Below are 15,426 nucleotides of genomic sequence, written 5' to 3'. Positions count from 1 at the left end.
CATGGATTTCAACCCGATCGACCTTATTCTGCATCTCGATGTTTACCTCGATTTGCTGGTAAAAAACTACGGGTTATGGATCTACGCCATCCTGTTTCTGGTGATTTTCTGCGAAACCGGTCTGGTGGTGATGCCGTTCCTGCCGGGCGATTCCCTGTTGTTCATCGCGGGCGCTGTAGCAGCCGGCGGCGGCATGGACCCGGTATTGCTGGGCGGCCTGTTGATGCTGGCGGCGATCCTCGGCGACAGCACCAACTACATTATTGGTCGAACGGCCGGCGAGAAGCTGTTCAGCAATCCAAACTCGAAAATCTTCCGCCGCGACTACCTGCAGCAGACCCACGACTTCTATGACAAGCACGGTGGCAAGACCGTCACCCTGGCGCGCTTCCTGCCGATCATCCGTACGTTTGCACCGTTCGTCGCCGGCGTTGGCAAAATGCCTTACCTGCGTTTCTTTTCCTTCAGCGTCCTCGGCACCGTTTTGTGGGTCGGCGGCCTGGTGACCCTTGGTTACTTCTTCGGCAACGTACCGTTCATCAAGAAGAACCTCTCGCTGCTGGTCGTGGGCATCATTGTGCTGTCGCTGCTGCCGATGATCATCGGTTTCATCCGCAGCCGTTATGGCAACGCCGCGTCCAAAGCCCAATAGCGTTGATCCACGATGTGGTCGCTTAGTGCCTGGCGTCGCCAGCGCACCCTGGCCAAACACCCGATTGCCGACGACCTGTGGCAACGGGTGCGTCACCACCTGAGTTTTCTCGACGGCATCAGCGCCGTCGAGGACCAGTGGCTGCGTGAAGCCTGCGTCTTATTCCTGCAGGACAAACACCTGACCGCCCTGCCGGGCGTCGAACTCCACCAGGAACAGCGCCTGCTGCTCGCCGCTCAGGCGCAATTGCCGCTGCTGCACTTGGGCGATCTGAACTGGTATCAAGGCTTCCACGAAATCGTCCTCTACCCCGACGACTTCCTCAGCCCCCAACGTCATCGTGATGCCAGCGGCGTCGAACACGAGTGGGACGGCGAACACAGCGGCGAAGCCTGGCAGCAAGGCCCGATCATCCTCGCCTGGCCCGGAGTGATGGCCAGTGGCGGCTGGGAAGGCTACAACCTGGTGATCCACGAACTCGCGCACAAGCTCGACATGCTCAACGGCGACGCCAACGGCCTGCCGCCATTGCACCCTGACATGCGCGTCAGTGACTGGGCCAAGGTCATGCAACACGCCTACGACGACCTCAATCGGCAACTTGACCGTAATCCAGACGCCGAAACGGCCATCGACCCCTACGCGGCGGAAAACCCCGCCGAGTTCTTCGCGGTTACCAGCGAATACTTCTTCAGCGCTCCCGATTTGCTGGTCGAGGCTTATCCCCAGGTCTATGAACAGCTGAAGCTGTTTTACCGCCAGGACCCATTGGCCCGGCTGAGGCAACTTCTGGCCGAAGACCCGGTCTATCAGGCACGCGACTAAGGTCTACCCGACCTCTGATCCATAGCAACCGTGGCGGAATATGCCTATAATCGCCGCCACTTTTTGGTCAATCCGGCCAAGTGTTTTTTGGTCAACTAACGGGGGCACCGCCCAATGAGCTACAGCAAGATTCCGGCTGGCAAAGACCTGCCGAACGACATCTACGTCGCGATCGAGATTCCGGCCAACCACGCGCCGATCAAGTACGAAATCGACAAAGACAGCGATTGCCTGTTCGTTGACCGTTTCATGGCCACCCCGATGTTCTACCCGGCCAACTACGGTTACATCCCGAACACCCTGGCTGACGACGGTGATCCCCTCGACGTGCTGGTTGTCACTCCTTACCCGGTAGCTCCAGGTTCGGTGATCCGCGCTCGTCCAGTCGGCATCCTGAACATGACCGACGACGGCGGCGGCGATGCCAAAGTCATCGCAGTCCCACACGACAAGCTGTCCCAGCTGTACGTCGACGTGAAGGAATACACCGACCTGCCACCACTGCTGATCCAGCAGATCGAGCACTTCTTCGCGAACTACAAAGATCTCGAAAAAGGCAAATGGGTGAAGATCGAAGGCTGGGCCGGTGCAGATGCCGCTCGCGAAGCGATCACCAAGTCGGCTGCGGCCTATAAAGGCTGAGACGCCATTGGCTTGCGCCAATGACGACTTGAAAAAAACCCCGGTTGATCCGGGGTTTTTTGTGGGCGCTCATAAAGCGTATTAAACAGCGTGTTTATCTTTCGGCTGTTGCGGTTTTTTTCTGTTTAATTTGTTCCAAATACGTCTTACATCCGGTCGTAAATTTCCCGCCAAATTTGAACGGTTCGTTTATTCAAAGCCCCGCCCTGCGCCCGTAGACTCGTGTTTATGAAAAAGAACACTAGCGGCCCACGGTTCAAAGCACTCCTCGAAAAAGCGAAGATCACGACGACAGGATTTGCCGCTTTTTTCGACACGGAGGCTCAAAACATCCACAACTGGTACACCCGCGGTGTGCCCGCCTACCGCATGGAAGAGGTCTCCAGATTACTCTCGGTCAACAGCGACTGGCTCAAGACAGGCGAAGGCCCACAGGACTCCAAACACCTGCGCTTGCTCGACGAGTCGGGTAACACCTTCGACGCCCAGGCGATTCGCGGCATCTATACGGTCATTGAACCCACTGACATCGAACTGCCCGTCTACAAGGAAAGGCCCATCAACCCTGGGTCCAGCAAAACCCACGTCGTCGAAGACCCCGGCCAATCCATCCGCCTGCCCAAAAGCCACCTCGACTCCCTGGAAATCAACCATGCGGATGTGTTCTGCGTCCAGATGGTCGGTAACGGCATGGGGGCAAGGATTGAGGATGGCTCCACACTCGCCGTCGACCGGGGGCTGACCAAGGTGATCGACGGAGAGATTTACGCGATCGAGCACGACGGAATGCTGCGAATCAAATACCTGCACCGGATGCCAGGCAATGCGTTGCGCTTGCGCAGCTACAACAAGGCCGAACATCCCGACGAGATCTTCAATGCCGAACAGATTGATAAGCAGAACATCCGGGTGTTGGGCTGGGTGTTCTGGTGGTCGACGCTGAACAAGCGGCGGCCGGTGGTGCCGTTTCTGTGACATCCACATTCTCACGGGCCAGCCTACCTCCACCGGCATCACACGATCCTTGTGGGAGCGGGCTTGCCCGCGAAGGCGATGCAACATTCACCCGAAAAAATCCGGACAGGTCACTTGATCCCAAGCCCCGACAGCTCTAATACGCACATCGCACTGGGAATTCCCCAAAAAAATCAGTATGCTGCGCCCCACATTTGCGCATCGACCCGCCCCGCGGCCCGATCGCACCGACAAGGCAGATGATTTTCTCGCCAAGTCCCACAGCCGGACGCAAGATCCGGGTGTACGTTTTGAAGGCTGGCGCGGTTTACCAAAAATGAACCAAGCCAGTCCCCGAGAAGCCGGCCACAAGCCGGCTTTTTAATGCCTGTCGAAAAGCTTCCTAACCAATGTCAGCGGCGCTGACGGTCGGACGCAAACTGTGCAAGAGGTGCTTGCACAATTACCGCGCTCGCCGTATCTGAGCCTCACGGATAACTAAACCCCTTAACCAACGTCAACTCCCCCACCGCCCGCATCGGCACCAGGAACGTCTCCATCTTCTCGTTCGGCGTCCCCTCTTCCGTAATCACCGTCACCTGCGCCGTGGTCAGCGGCTGAACCGCATCCTCCTGCCCTTCTTCATCACTCCGATACCCGCCTCCGAAGTAATTCACATACACCAGATACTGCCCCTTGATCGGCGCCGGCATGGCGAAGATCTCCGGGCCATACCCTGTCGTCACGTCGACATCCAGCGCTGCGCCGTTCGGTGCGATACGGTCGCCGTACCAGATGTGCGCGCCGTCGGGCGTAATCAGGTGTAAATCCAAATCCGTGTTGTCACTGTCCCAGGACAGCAGCACCCGCAACTTGGCCGGGGTTGCGCCGCCGCTGGCGTTGAGAAACTGCGTGCGATGGCGCTGCTGGCCATCGGGGCTGCGGACTTCGACGCTGTTGCTGCCGTTGGGGAACGAGAACGGGCGATCAAAGCGTCCGGCGGAATCAATTTTCAGCGGCATGCTGACGCCGTTGACGATCAATCGGCCGGGTTCGCCGGACTTGGGCGTGGCTTTGATCTGGCCAGTGATGCGCGCGGTGTTGGCCTGCCCCACTGGCGTGTTCACTGATGAAGCCGGGTAGTTGACTGTCTGACGGAAGTTTTCACCTTCCCCCTCAACAGCGCCCGCACGCCAGCCGCCGACAGGCGTATCAAGTTTCACGGCGCTTTCAGCAGCAAATACGGTCGGCAATACGCAAAAAGAGCAAAGGAACAGGAAGACCTGTGGATAACGGAGTTTCATGGCCTATTCCAGCAAGAGGTGGCGGGCGAGCCCTTCGATGTAGGTTTCATCCTGGCCGTTGGGGTGTGCTTCGAAGGCCAGGTGCAGGTATTCGTGGGTCAGGTCGAGGCGGTCTTGCAGTGACAGCACGCCGCGCACGTAGATACGCTGGCGTTCGCGGTCGACGTAGGGGCGGCCGAAGGCCAGGCGGCAGACGGCGAAGGTGCTGACTTCGTTGTAGCCGACTTCGCTTTCCAGACGTTGGCGCCAGCCGCGACGTTGGGTTTGTAGCCAGTCCTGGGCGGCAGGCAGTGCTTCGCAGGAGGCGACGGGGTTGTCCCAGCGGCTGAGGCTGGCGCGCGGATAGGCGTGCAGCAGGATGGCGTCGTAGCGTTGGCCGGCGTTGGCTTGTTCGACGGCTTGCTGCCAGGAGAGTTTGTCCGGGCCGGGCTGGTCGGAATGGTAGGTAACGGTGCTGCCGGCGAGCACCAGGTCGCTGGTCCAGGCAGCGATCTGGCGTGATTCGGCAGTGGCTGGGCGTGGGGCGACGCGTTGTCGGCTGCTGCTGTCGTCGATGCTCAGGCAGTCGCCGTGGCGGGTGGCGTTTTGCAGCAGGTAGGTGCGGATGGCGATGGCCAGGGCTTTGGCGGCTTCGGCAGGTTCGGGTTTGGCTTCTCGTTGCAGGACTCGGGCGACGTATTCTTCGCGATCGAGACGGGCGACGAGCTGTTGTGAAGCGCTGTCACCCATCAAAAACAGTTCGCCGTCGCTGTGGATATCGAGTTGATTGCCGTTGGTGAACTCGACGCGGTAATCGCCTTGCAAAGGCCCGGGAGCAACAACTCGATCCCCGGCCAGAACACGCCCGACCGGATAACGGGAAAACAGCCCGACCTCGACACAGCGCCCGGCATCCGCGGGCCAATCCACCGGCAACACTGAGGCCAACGCCGCTCCGTAATGACGAAGCACCATCTGGCTGGTCCCGCGCCCACCGGCCCAGACTGGCGTGCCGTCCACCGTCCAACCGGCAAACCCGCCCTGACGCGACGACGAATCCTGATCCCCCAACCAGCTCCAGGTTTTCACCCGCAACCGGCCACCGAGTTCACCCACGACGTTGCCGTCAGCGGCGTTCAACACCACGTCCAGCAATACCCTCCGCGCCTGATCCTGCGCAGGCATAACCGCCAGCGCCTTGAGTAACTCAGCCACGGGCACTCGTGTCGAAGGCTGCAATGACGGCAAGTTCTGCAACCACTCCGGCGCCTGTCGCGCTTGCCAATACGTGCGCCAGTCAGCGGCAGTGATGCCCAAGCGCGCCGGCTCGAAATACAACCCGCACGACTTCACCAACGCTTGATCGCGTTCAATCTTGCCGCCCGCGGAACAGCAATAAACCTCGTCCTTCGACTGGCCGCGACATTCATAAGGCGATTCATGAGCGCCGCTATCCACCAGCCAGCCGTACACAAACAACTTCCACACACTGCCCAACGGGGTCGGTAAATCGGCAGGCATCGGCTGGCGTGAAATCACCTGCGTGCGGCTCAACGAAATCAATTCACCCTTGAAGCCCAGGCGCAACGGTTCGTCCTGCGCTGTCGCCAGCGCAGGGATCAAACACAGCAGCCACCAGACCAGAGGGCGGATCACATCAGTTGACCGTGATCTGGCCAAGCGCCGGTTGCTGTTCCTGGGCCTGATGCTGTGGCGCGTAGACCTGTGTGAAGCGCACCGGCGGCAGGTTGAACTGGCCTTTCTGCGAGAAGCGCACCAGATGACGCAGGCGCAACTCGCCGCTCAACGCATCTACGGGAATCGCGTAAGCCATTTGCCCCGGCTCGAAACGCGCCTTCTCCAGCGCCGTCGGTTCGGTGCCAGCCTTGCCCATCAACTTGATGCCCCACGTGGTGCGCTCGACATCGGCGCCCGGTGGCAGCGGCACTTCGATCATGCCGTAGCGCAGCGGTTTCGCGGCTTTGCTGGTGATGATCACTTCGTCCAGGTAAAGGCTGTCGCTGGACAACGGTTTGCCACCCACCGCTTCAAGTTTGAAGTTGAAGGCTTCGTCGCCCGGCACCAGGCGCGACAGGCGACGGGTGATGGTCACCGCCATCGGGTCAACCGGCGGTTGTTTGGTCTGAAAGCTCAACGCCGCCCGCAGCGGACGCTCTTGCGTTCCCGCCAGCGATAGCACCGCAGGCACCGGCGTAGCGCCCTGCCATGTCCAATACATCTCACCGGTATCGCCGTACTGTTTCTTCCAGCCCTCACCGGGCGCCAGTGCGATGGTCGGCGAAGCCTGTTCGATACCGCGTTGCAACCATGTCAGCGCCAATGCACGTTCGAGCGTCGATTGCTGCGGCAGCAAACGCTGCAACAACGCTTTCGCGTGAGCCTGATCGAAGGTTTGCAGCGACAGGTTCAGCGCCTCGGCAAACGGTTGAGAACTGACGGCCAGACGCTGCTGCGCATCCGGCAGTTGACGATTGAAGGCATCAGGCAGCGTCACCTTGGACTGACGCGCCAGAGATGCCGTCAACGCACGCGCCGCCGCCAGCCCCAGCGCCGAATCCGGATCGCTCATGACAATGCTGTCTTCGCCATCCTCCATCAGGTTGGCCGCATTACCCTCGCCGGCTTTCGACAGGTCATCCATCAAGCCGCTGAGCAAAGTGTTGACCGGCAATTGCATCTGCTTGGCGAATGACAGAATCAGTGCGCGCTGCAACAGCGGCGTATTTTTCGCCTGCTTGGCATACACCTCCAGCACCCGCTGCCAATGCTCCGGCGGCAGGCTCAACTCCAGCGCTTTGCTGGCGTGCCAATCGGCGTAATAGGCGTATGCGGTGAGGAATGCATCCGGCTCACCGTCCATGCCCCACCAGGTGAAACTCGCCGACGGCCCGGCCATTTGCACCAGGCGCAGGCGGCTGTTTTGCATAATCAGGCGCAAGCGATCACGGATCTGCGGGTTCGAGGACAAGGCCGGATACGCGATGCTCAATGGCAGCAAACGGCTGGCTGTCTGCTCGACGCCCCCATATGGATAGCTCAGCAAATCATCGAGCGCGGAGCGGAACAGCGCTTGCGGACTGTCATCCAGACGCAGGCGAATATCCGTAGCATCCGCTGGCAGCGTCAGCGGCGTATCACCGCTGGCCACGTCCAGGCTTTGGCTTTGCGTGACCTGCCAGCCTTCACCGGTGGCGGTCAGGCGCACGACCAGCGCATCGGCGGTTTTGCCGTCCTGCACCAGTTCAGCGGTCCACTCACCCGAGGCCAATGCGAACGCCGGCAGTGCGATGTAGTTGATGCCGTTGTTCAGGGTCACCGGCACACGTTGATCGGCGCCGCCGTAATGGATGACCAGCTCAGCCTTGACCGGTTTTTCGGCCTGGCTAAACGCGAACACACCGAGGTCCGGCTTGTCGCCCGTGCGGAATTTGCTTGGGCCGCTCCACTTCAGGTACAGCGGTTTTTCCGAGCGCACGAATTGCTTTTTCTGGCCGACCTGACCGTCATCGGCGATGGCTCGTGCGGTGATGCGCCAGCGGGTCAGCGAATCCGGCATCTTAAAGGTGAAACGGGTTTTGCCATTGGCGTCGGTCACCAATTCAGGCTGCCACGCGGCAGTGTCGACGTCTTCGCGGCGCGGCCGCTCCAGCACTTTCACGCCGCGCTCGCTGCGATTGGCTTTGCCCGGCGCGCCTGGGCTACCCGGCAATGCGACGTCGTAGCTGATGAACGACAAACTGGCGCTGGTGCGCACGTTGTTGCGGCGCGGGTGGTAGAAGAACTGGTCGATGGTCGGCGCGACTTCCGGTTGCAGCGCGTAGATCATTTCATCGACGACACTGACCGTCAGGTGCGCCGGAATCGGCTTGCCGGCGAATTGCGTGGTCAGGTCAACCGACACCGTATCGCCCGGCTGATACGTCTCTTTATCGGTGGCGATGGCCACGTCGATCTGCGGTGCGATCACCTTGATGCCGGCGTTCTGGAAGCTGTATTGACCGCCCTTGGTGTACAGCACCGAGAACGTCAGGTTCGGTGCGAAGGTGTCCTTCACCGGGATGCGCGCGCGGTATTGGGTGTCGCTGAGTTTTTCCATCTTCAGCCAGTCGCCGCCCTTGGACAGCAGCGCCGTGGCCTCGACCTTGTCCCGCTCCAGGGACAGCAATGCATCACTGACAGGCTCGGGGAAGGTGATCAGCGCCAGGGCTTCATCACCGGCCTTGTATTCAGGTTTATCGAGGACGATTTCCACCGTGCCCGGCACGGCTTTGACGCCGTCGCCAGTGACCGAATGCCCCGTCGCACCAACCACACGGCCATGGTCATCCTTCAAGGTCAGGTTGTAGGTGCCCGGACGTTCGAAGGCCAGCGTGAAGCCTTTGTCCGCGGCGGCCAGTTTACCTTCGCCAGTGCTCTGGTCTTCAAGACGCACCCAACCGTAGCTGCTCGGTTTCACCGCTTTGCTTTGTTCGCTGCCGCCTTCATTCAGATACTTGAACGTGACCTTGTCGCCCACCGCACTGAAGCGTTGCGGCGCGCGCAGACTGAAACTCGCCGCGCCACGGTCGATGAGGATTTCCTTGGTGGTCTTGACCCGATACGCCGCGCCATCGCTGGCAAAAACCGTGAGCATGTAGCGGCTCGGTTTTTCAGCGGCTGGCAGTTCAAGGGTCGCGTTGCCCTTGGCGTCGGTGGTCAATTCGGTGCTGGTCAGTTCCACCGGGAATTGCCCGAGGTATTGCAGTTCGTTGTCGACCATCGACAGTTGTTGAGCGCGCAGGCTCAGGCTCAACTTGGCGTTGGCCACCGGTTTACCGTCCGGGTACAGCAGCACCAGGCTGCCTTTCACCGGCTCGCCGGTGCGGTAATCCTGCTTGGCCAGGTTCAAGGAGATTTCGAAGTGCGGCTTGATGTATTCGGCGACACGGAAGGCGCTGCTATAGGCCTGGTCCTTGTAGCTGAAACGCAGTTCATAACCGCCAGCCACGGCGTTGTCCGGCAACTGGAAGCGACCTTGGGTGCCGGCCTTGGAATCGAGTTTCAGCGCCAGCGATTGCAGGGCTGTGCCGGTGGCATCGAGCACGGTCACGTTGACGTCGGCAGCCGTCGGCGCCACGGAATCCCTGGCGTTCTTGAACTCGCGACCAACGATTTTCAGCGACACCCAATCCCCCGGTCGATACAGCGGCCGGTCGGTGAAGGCATAGAGTTTGGTGTCGTAGATTTCGCTGTCGTAGTAGAAGTTTTCGGAGACAAACACCCCGCCCTCTTCGTCCTCGCCGATCACGAACGAACGCTCGGGGCTGACGTGTTTCAGACGCAGCAAACCATCGGCATCGGTAGCGCCGCTGCTCATGACGCCCAGGCCATCGGTCCACAGCACATTGACCTTGGGCACCGAACTGCCTTCGTGTTTGCGCGCGGCCCACACCAGCAATTCATCACCAGCAATCTTGCTCACGGCCACGGTATTGGAAACGAACACCATCGTGGTCGCGCGGTACTTGCCGATCAGCGCTTCCACCAGATACAGGCCCGGTTTCAGGTTGCCCAACGGGATGTACACGTTGCCCGGCGCAACGCTGACGAACTCGCTGGAGGAACCAGCCAGGTTCACGCCCTCAGGCGGCTGGATCGGTTTGGCTTGCCACAGCGGATAACGGAACTGGCTGACCACCGGCAGGCCCGGGATCAAGGCGAATTGCGGCTGCGCATCGTAAGGCGTTGGCGCGGCAATCGCGTTGCCCATCTTCAGTTCCGGCACTTCTTCGGTGACTTGTTTACGCGATTCGTAGGAGAACGCGCGCTGCATCACCCGGCGGGATTTGCGATACCAGTTGTCCCACAGGTACGCGAGGGTATTCGACAGGCCTTCGCCCTTGAACTGGCCGTCGCTGACTACGCGGTGCAGGTTCTTCTGGCGCTTGAGGAAATCCAGCGGCTTGTCGATGCGATACACGCGAATGTCGGCGCCACCGTAAGGCTCCATGCGGAAACGACGATAGTCACGGCCCGGCGCTTCAAGGCGCACCATCGCCTGTTCGTCGCTGGCAAAACTGCTGTCGGCCAGCAGGAAAAAACTTTCACCGGCCACCGGCGTGTAGCCGCTCGGCTCGACGGTGTCTTCGGCGTTAACCGGCGTCAGCGGCAGAATCAGCGCCAGTAACAACGGCAGTTTCGAACAGATACGCAGCATGCGGGCACCGATCATTGGGAGAGAAAGTTCAGTCGATAGACGCCGATGAAGTTGGGGTTGGCTGCGTCGGGTATCCATCGGGTGTCCTTCCATGTCATGAGTTGCTGCAGGCTCGCGGATCGCATGCCGTTGTCAGTGGGGGTGGTGGTGCCGGTGTGATAGGCGATATAGCGGCCCATCCAGATCATCAGGTGCTGGTCGTCGCCCTGATCGAAAAACATCAGGTCGCCGGGCCGGGCTTGCGACACATCACGGCCGACCAGATGGCTGTTGAACTGAATCAATTTGATCGCATTGACGTACGGCCCGACCTTGCCACCGCCCTGTTGCCATTGTTGGGCGAGGCCGCGTTGGGCTTCGCTCAACTGCAATTCGGGCGGCAGATAGCGGTTGGACAGTCCATTGCTGCGCAGCCATTTATCGTCATGGACTTTCAGCGCTTCATTGGCGGCGAAACGCACCAGGCCAGCGCAGTCCTGCTGATACCAACGCGGGCTCGGGCCTTGGGTCAGTTGTTCCTGGGCGATGCGCACGAACCAGGCGCGGAACACCTGGGATTGCTGCGGATCCAGCGGCGCTGCCTCAGTGGCAAAGGCGCGACTGCCCAGCAACATCGCCAGCAGGCCGAGGCCGCGGATGAGTGCGGTCACAGGGCTTTCCATTCCAGCGGCAGCCATTGCCAGTGGCCATCGGGCTCGCTGCCTTCGGGCAAGGTCAGGGCGTATTTGCCGTAACCGCCGAGCTTGCGCAATTTCGGGATCAGGTAGGTTTGCGCGGCGTTGTAGAACACCGGTTCCATGTCCTGGGGCAAGCTATCGAGGGTTTCCTGTTGCATCAGCTGCGCCATCGAATCCGGGCCGAAGTAGACCGGCATCAGCAAGTCCTTCGGCACCACGTCCGCCATCGGCGGGAAACGTTTGTCGAGGGTGCCGAGGGCTTTGTCCACCAGCTTGTCGTCGAGGGAGAACAGCAGCGTCGAACCGTGACGGGCGAGGCTCACGCGCATGAATGCCTTGCCGGTGATCGCGTCCGGTTGCTCGGCGTCCTTGGCCGCGTAAGGGCCGAAATTGGAGCTGACCTGGCGCTGCCATTGGTGAGTGGTGCCTTCCTGCTTCTCGACCACCGGGAACGCGTGGTCAGCAACATTGCCCTCGTAGGCGCCGACCATCGAGCTGAACAGGTTGCTCAGGTCGCCATCGAGCTTGGCGCTGTCATCATCATTCAGGCTGGCCACCAGCAGCGGCGTGTACAACCGCGAATCGGCGTACCAGCACAGGCCGGCGGCACCGGCCATGTGTTCGGTCAGCGCCTGAGCCACGGTTTCGTCGGCGCCGAGTTTCACCAGCAGCGGTTTCTGTTGTTCGGCGGCCAGAGGCAACGCGACGCAGGCGCTAGCGCCCATCGGCATGGCTCGCCAGATGGGTTTGAAATCGAAGTCCGGCTGCTTGTCCAGTTCATCCATGGCGAGGAAGCTGTGCCAGCCTTTGTCATCCATGTCGAAACGCAGACCGGCGAAGTTCGGGATGAAACGCTGATAACCCATGGCCAACACACTGGCGTTGACCGAAAGACGTTGTTTCACCTCTGGCGCCCGAGGTGGCAGGCCAAACGCTTCGGGGAACAGTTTGTCGCCATTGAGCAACGCGGCAATGGCCTTGGTCGAGACGCTGCCCGGTTCTTCGGATGCGCCGCTTTCGGGGTCGTAGAGTTTGGTCGGATTGGACAGCACCACCAGTTTGTCGCCGTGGGAAGCGAACACCAGCGCCTTGCTGGCGTTGTAGGTGAGTTGGTAAAGCGCCACATCGTCGGTGCCGACTTTCACGTCACTCAGTTTGGTCAGTTGCGTGTCATCCAGCGCCACTTTGGCCAGTGGTTCCAGCACCTTGGCCAGCCCGCCGCGATCCATCACCAGCAAAAAGTCTTTCAGACGACCATCCGCCCCACGCCACAGCGCTACGTCCGCCGGTTGATCAAAGAGCTGCTCGATCAGGCTGTCCTGCAATTTCAGGTCATGTTCGTAAATGATCCGCCGCAGACTGCCGATCAAGCCGAGGCGATCGGCGTGCGCTTCGTAATAGAAGACGAAATCTTCGGTCAGGGTTTCCTTGAGGAACGGTACCGCCAGCAAGTCCTTGGGCAATTGGCTCAAGGAATGGGTTTCGAGCAGGCCGTCCGGGCGACTCATGCCCAGTTTATCGCTGGCCAGCTCAGCCGGAGGTGCCTTGGGCTTGTGCATGAACCAGCCCAATCCACCTGCCACGCCAGCTACCAGGACCAGCCCGACCAGCACGGCCGGCCAGCGGCGAGAAGGTTTGACGGCTGGTGCGTCAGCGGCAGGAGTCACAGTGTTATCGCTCATGTTCACAAAGCCCATTTCATCCGTGGAGCGGGATGCTTAATAGTTGAAAGTCTTGACCAGCAGCAGGTCACCGATCGCGCGCAGGGGCACGATGAAGGTCTCGCGTTTTTCGTCGACGGTGTTTTCGTTGAGCACCAGATTGATTTGCGAGGTAATGACCTCGTTCTGGTTGCTGGTCTCATCGAAGTTATAGCCTTCGCTGCCGAAGTTGCCCCAATAGTTCACGTAAACCAGATAGGTGCCATGCAGCGGCGCGGTCATGGTGAACATCTCCGGGCCGGGGCCATCGACGCCATCCGGGTCCAGACCGCCGCCATTGGTCAGCGCCGTGTGGGCGAAAAACGCGTGCTGGCCGTCGGGGGTAATGATGTGCAGGTCGAGTTCGGCTTTCGGATCGTCCCAACCCAGCACCACGCGAATCCGTGCCGGGGTGCGCAGGTTGTTGGCTTCATAGAATTGAACGCGCTTGAGCGACTTGCCTTCGGCGCTGCGCACTTCGACGCTGTTGGAACCCGCGCCGAACGCATACGGCCGGGCGAAACGCCCTTCGTCGTCGGTGTAAAGATTCAGTGGATTGCCGTTGACCGCCAGGGTGTGAGGCCCTCGTTGAGTGCCGATGGCCTTGAGCTGGCCTTCGATCATCGTGCGATTGCGCTGCACGCCCCGGTCGATGGGCGGTGTGGGATAGGCCACTTGAGGATTTTCAGTGCGATCGAGCAGGCCGGAATAACGCCAGCCGCCCACCGGTTCCGACAGCTCGGCCGTCGGTTCGGCCCAGGCCGCGCTCGCGCAGACCAGCCCCATCACCAGCAAAAGAAATGAACGCATGTGACGCCTCCTGCCATGCATAACGAAACCTTGCGCCTGATCCTCGGCGCGTTACAGATCCAAAAACTGCGTTTCGTCAGAAAGACCCATGACTATCGGGTCGTAGAAGGCGCGAAGGTTAACGATTTGGCGGTTTTTTAACAATCGGATACATCTTAATTTGTGGCGAGAATCACGCCTATTTTTGGGCGTGAGCCGAATAATCCTCTGATTTACCGGGAGCATTTCGGGATCGAACCTGCTCGCGAAGGCTGCGTTCCAGCATACGCACTCCCCCTGTAGGAGCTGTCGAGTGAAACGAGGCTGCGATCTCTTGATCTTGCCGTTGCTTTACACGACTTATGCAATGCGAAGATCAACAGCCACAGCAAAATCAAAAGATCGCAGCCTCGTTTCACTCGACAGCTCCTACAGAGGGTGGGTGTACGCGCGCTTTTCACCACTCGTCAGGTCGCAGCAGAGCATGGCCTCATTTGCCCATAACCCCCATGTCTGCTAGTGTCGCGCCGGTTTAACGTCAACCGGAAATAGCCGCCATGGCCCGCAAAAAAGCTGCACTGGATTTCGAACAATCTCTCGCTGACCTGCAAACGCTGGTGGAGCGTCTGGAGAACGGCGAATTGTCGCTGGAAGACTCGCTGACGGCTTTCGAGCAAGGCATCGGTCTGACCCGCGATTGCCAGGCGGCGCTGGCCCAGGCCGAGCAAAAGGTTCAAGTGCTGCTCGAGCGTGATGGCGAGTTGGCTGAGGAACCCTTCGACGCGGATCAGCCAGAATGATTGCAGCGTATTCGGCGACCAGCCAGGCCCGCGTCAACGCAGCACTGGAAACCCTGTTCAATCCGCCAGGCCCTGAGCTGGCGCGGCTTTACGAAGCCATGCGCTACAGCGTGATGAACGGCGGCAAACGCGTGCGTCCGCTGCTGGCCTATGCCGCCTGCGAGGCGCTGGGCGGTAAGGCTGAGCAAGCCAATGGCGCGGCGTGTGCAGTGGAGCTGATCCACGCCTATTCCTTGGTGCACGACGATTTGCCGGCGATGGACGACGACGATCTGCGCCGCGGCCAGCCGACTACGCACAAGAAATTCGATGAAGCCTGCGCGATTCTGGCCGGTGACGGCTTGCAAAGCCTGGCGTTCAGCGCCCTGCTCGACCCGCGCCTGAACGCTTCCGCTGCTGAAATCCAACTGCAAATGGTCAGCGCACTGGCGTTGGCGGCAGGCCCGGCGGGCATGGTCGGCGGTCAAGCCATCGACCTTGGTTCGGTCGGCCTGAAACTCGATCAGAAAGCCCTCGAGTACATGCATCGGCACAAGACCGGCGCGCTGATCGAGGTCAGCGTCAAGCTCGGCGCCCTGGCCAGCGGTCGTGCCGAGAAAGACGAACTCAAGTCCCTGCAGACTTATGCACAGGCCATCGGCCTGGCTTTTCAGGTGCAGGACGACATTCTCGACGTCGAAAGCGATACCGAAACCCTCGGCAAGCGCCAGGGCGCCGACATTGCCCGCGACAAACCCACCTACCCGGCCTTGCTCGGCCTCGACGCGGCCAAGGCCTACGCTCTGGAATTGCGCGATCAGGCCCTGCACGCGCTGCGACCGTTTGACGCGGCCGCCGAGCCCCTGCGCGATCTGGCCCGGTACATTGTCGAGCGTCGCAGCTGACGG

General features: G+C 60.4%; 13 protein-coding genes. 7 read left to right on the top strand and 6 right to left on the bottom strand.

The window, feature by feature from the left end; all coding sequences use genetic code 11:
- Position 1: 1 nt before the first annotated feature.
- The 4 genes from BLQ41_RS08455 to BLQ41_RS08440 all read left to right on the top strand — a co-directional run bounded on the left by BLQ41_RS08455 (position 2) and on the right by BLQ41_RS08440 (position 3,094).
- Positions 2-652, top strand: a complete 651-nt coding sequence (locus BLQ41_RS08455; RefSeq protein ID WP_090179392.1) for a DedA family protein — start codon at positions 2-4, stop codon at positions 650-652.
- A 12-nt stretch (positions 653-664) separates the two neighbouring features.
- A complete protein-coding gene (locus BLQ41_RS08450) occupies positions 665-1,477 on the top strand; it encodes a M90 family metallopeptidase (protein WP_090179389.1) in 813 nt (270 codons plus the stop codon).
- A 114-nt stretch (positions 1,478-1,591) separates the two neighbouring features.
- On the top strand, positions 1,592-2,119 hold the full coding sequence (gene ppa / locus BLQ41_RS08445; protein ID WP_027924322.1) for an inorganic diphosphatase: 528 nt from the start codon (positions 1,592-1,594) through the stop codon (positions 2,117-2,119).
- 228 nt (positions 2,120-2,347) lie between these two features.
- On the top strand, positions 2,348-3,094 hold the full coding sequence (locus BLQ41_RS08440; protein ID WP_090179386.1) for a S24 family peptidase: 747 nt from the start codon (positions 2,348-2,350) through the stop codon (positions 3,092-3,094).
- A gap of 467 nt (positions 3,095-3,561) precedes the next feature.
- On the opposite strand, the gene BLQ41_RS08430 is transcribed toward BLQ41_RS08440, so the two are convergent.
- Genes BLQ41_RS08430 through BLQ41_RS08405 form a run of 6 tightly spaced genes read right to left on the bottom strand, consistent with a single transcriptional unit; the run spans position 3,562 to position 13,760 of the window.
- A complete protein-coding gene (locus tag BLQ41_RS08430) occupies positions 3,562-4,377 on the bottom strand; it encodes a YfaP family protein (RefSeq protein ID WP_090179381.1) in 816 nt (271 codons plus the stop codon).
- Between the two features lie 3 nt (positions 4,378-4,380).
- On the bottom strand, positions 4,381-6,012 hold the full coding sequence (locus BLQ41_RS08425) for a DUF2300 domain-containing protein (RefSeq protein ID WP_090179378.1): 1,632 nt from the start codon (positions 6,010-6,012) through the stop codon (positions 4,381-4,383).
- A 1-nt stretch (position 6,013) separates the two neighbouring features.
- Positions 6,014-10,588 (bottom strand): alpha-2-macroglobulin family protein, encoded by a 4,575-nt coding sequence (locus tag BLQ41_RS08420; RefSeq protein WP_090179375.1) that lies wholly within the window; start codon positions 10,586-10,588, stop codon positions 6,014-6,016.
- Positions 10,585-11,235: a DUF1175 domain-containing protein gene (locus tag BLQ41_RS08415; protein ID WP_090179372.1), complete on the bottom strand. Its 651-nt coding sequence runs from the start codon at positions 11,233-11,235 to the stop codon at positions 10,585-10,587. Before BLQ41_RS08415 ends, BLQ41_RS08420 begins: the two co-directional genes overlap by 4 nt.
- Positions 11,220-12,932 (bottom strand): DUF2138 domain-containing protein, encoded by a 1,713-nt coding sequence (locus tag BLQ41_RS08410; RefSeq protein WP_090188412.1) that lies wholly within the window; start codon positions 12,930-12,932, stop codon positions 11,220-11,222. The genes BLQ41_RS08415 and BLQ41_RS08410 overlap by 16 nt, the downstream gene beginning before the upstream one ends.
- 36 nt (positions 12,933-12,968) lie before the next feature.
- Positions 12,969-13,760: a YfaP family protein gene (locus BLQ41_RS08405; protein ID WP_090179369.1), complete on the bottom strand. Its 792-nt coding sequence runs from the start codon at positions 13,758-13,760 to the stop codon at positions 12,969-12,971.
- 15 nt (positions 13,761-13,775) lie between these two features.
- On the opposite strand from BLQ41_RS08405, the gene BLQ41_RS31110 reads away from it, so the two are divergent.
- From BLQ41_RS31110 to ispA, 3 genes are all read left to right on the top strand, one after another.
- Positions 13,776-13,901: a hypothetical protein gene (locus BLQ41_RS31110; RefSeq protein ID WP_269458083.1), complete on the top strand. Its 126-nt coding sequence runs from the start codon at positions 13,776-13,778 to the stop codon at positions 13,899-13,901.
- Positions 13,902-14,296: 395 nt separating this feature from the next.
- Positions 14,297-14,539 carry an exodeoxyribonuclease VII small subunit gene (locus BLQ41_RS08400; protein WP_007894317.1) on the top strand — a complete coding sequence of 81 codons (243 nt, stop codon included), beginning with the start codon at positions 14,297-14,299 and terminating at the stop codon, positions 14,537-14,539.
- Positions 14,536-15,423: a (2E,6E)-farnesyl diphosphate synthase gene (gene ispA / locus BLQ41_RS08395; protein WP_090179365.1), complete on the top strand. Its 888-nt coding sequence runs from the start codon at positions 14,536-14,538 to the stop codon at positions 15,421-15,423. The genes BLQ41_RS08400 and ispA overlap by 4 nt, the downstream gene beginning before the upstream one ends.
- Positions 15,424-15,426 lie beyond the last annotated feature (3 nt).

It is taken from the genome of Pseudomonas arsenicoxydans (genome assembly GCF_900103875.1).
GTDB classification, from domain to species: Bacteria; Pseudomonadota; Gammaproteobacteria; order Pseudomonadales; family Pseudomonadaceae; genus Aquipseudomonas; species Aquipseudomonas arsenicoxydans.
This window is presented reverse-complemented; position numbering and strand designations above follow the sequence as displayed.

Excerpts from the sequence above, each read along its gene's own strand:
- BLQ41_RS31110 (WP_269458083.1), top strand. The coding sequence starts at position 13,776 with ATGCATAACGAAACCTTGCGCCTGATCCTCGGCGCGTTACAGATCCAA.
- BLQ41_RS08430 (WP_090179381.1), bottom strand. The coding sequence starts at position 4,377 with ATGAAACTCCGTTATCCACAGGTCTTCCTGTTCCTTTGCTCTTTTTGC.
- BLQ41_RS08455 (WP_090179392.1), top strand. The coding sequence starts at position 2 with ATGGATTTCAACCCGATCGACCTTATTCTGCATCTCGATGTTTACCTC.
- ispA (WP_090179365.1), top strand. The coding sequence starts at position 14,536 with ATGATTGCAGCGTATTCGGCGACCAGCCAGGCCCGCGTCAACGCAGCA.
- BLQ41_RS08450 (WP_090179389.1), top strand. The coding sequence starts at position 665 with ATGTGGTCGCTTAGTGCCTGGCGTCGCCAGCGCACCCTGGCCAAACAC.
- BLQ41_RS08400 (WP_007894317.1), top strand. The coding sequence starts at position 14,297 with ATGGCCCGCAAAAAAGCTGCACTGGATTTCGAACAATCTCTCGCTGAC.
- BLQ41_RS08420 (WP_090179375.1), bottom strand. The coding sequence starts at position 10,588 with ATGATCGGTGCCCGCATGCTGCGTATCTGTTCGAAACTGCCGTTGTTA.
- BLQ41_RS08405 (WP_090179369.1), bottom strand. The coding sequence starts at position 13,760 with ATGCGTTCATTTCTTTTGCTGGTGATGGGGCTGGTCTGCGCGAGCGCG.
- BLQ41_RS08440 (WP_090179386.1), top strand. The coding sequence starts at position 2,348 with ATGAAAAAGAACACTAGCGGCCCACGGTTCAAAGCACTCCTCGAAAAA.
- BLQ41_RS08415 (WP_090179372.1), bottom strand. The coding sequence starts at position 11,235 with ATGGAAAGCCCTGTGACCGCACTCATCCGCGGCCTCGGCCTGCTGGCG.
- ppa (WP_027924322.1), top strand. The coding sequence starts at position 1,592 with ATGAGCTACAGCAAGATTCCGGCTGGCAAAGACCTGCCGAACGACATC.
- BLQ41_RS08410 (WP_090188412.1), bottom strand. The coding sequence starts at position 12,932 with ATGAGCGATAACACTGTGACTCCTGCCGCTGACGCACCAGCCGTCAAA.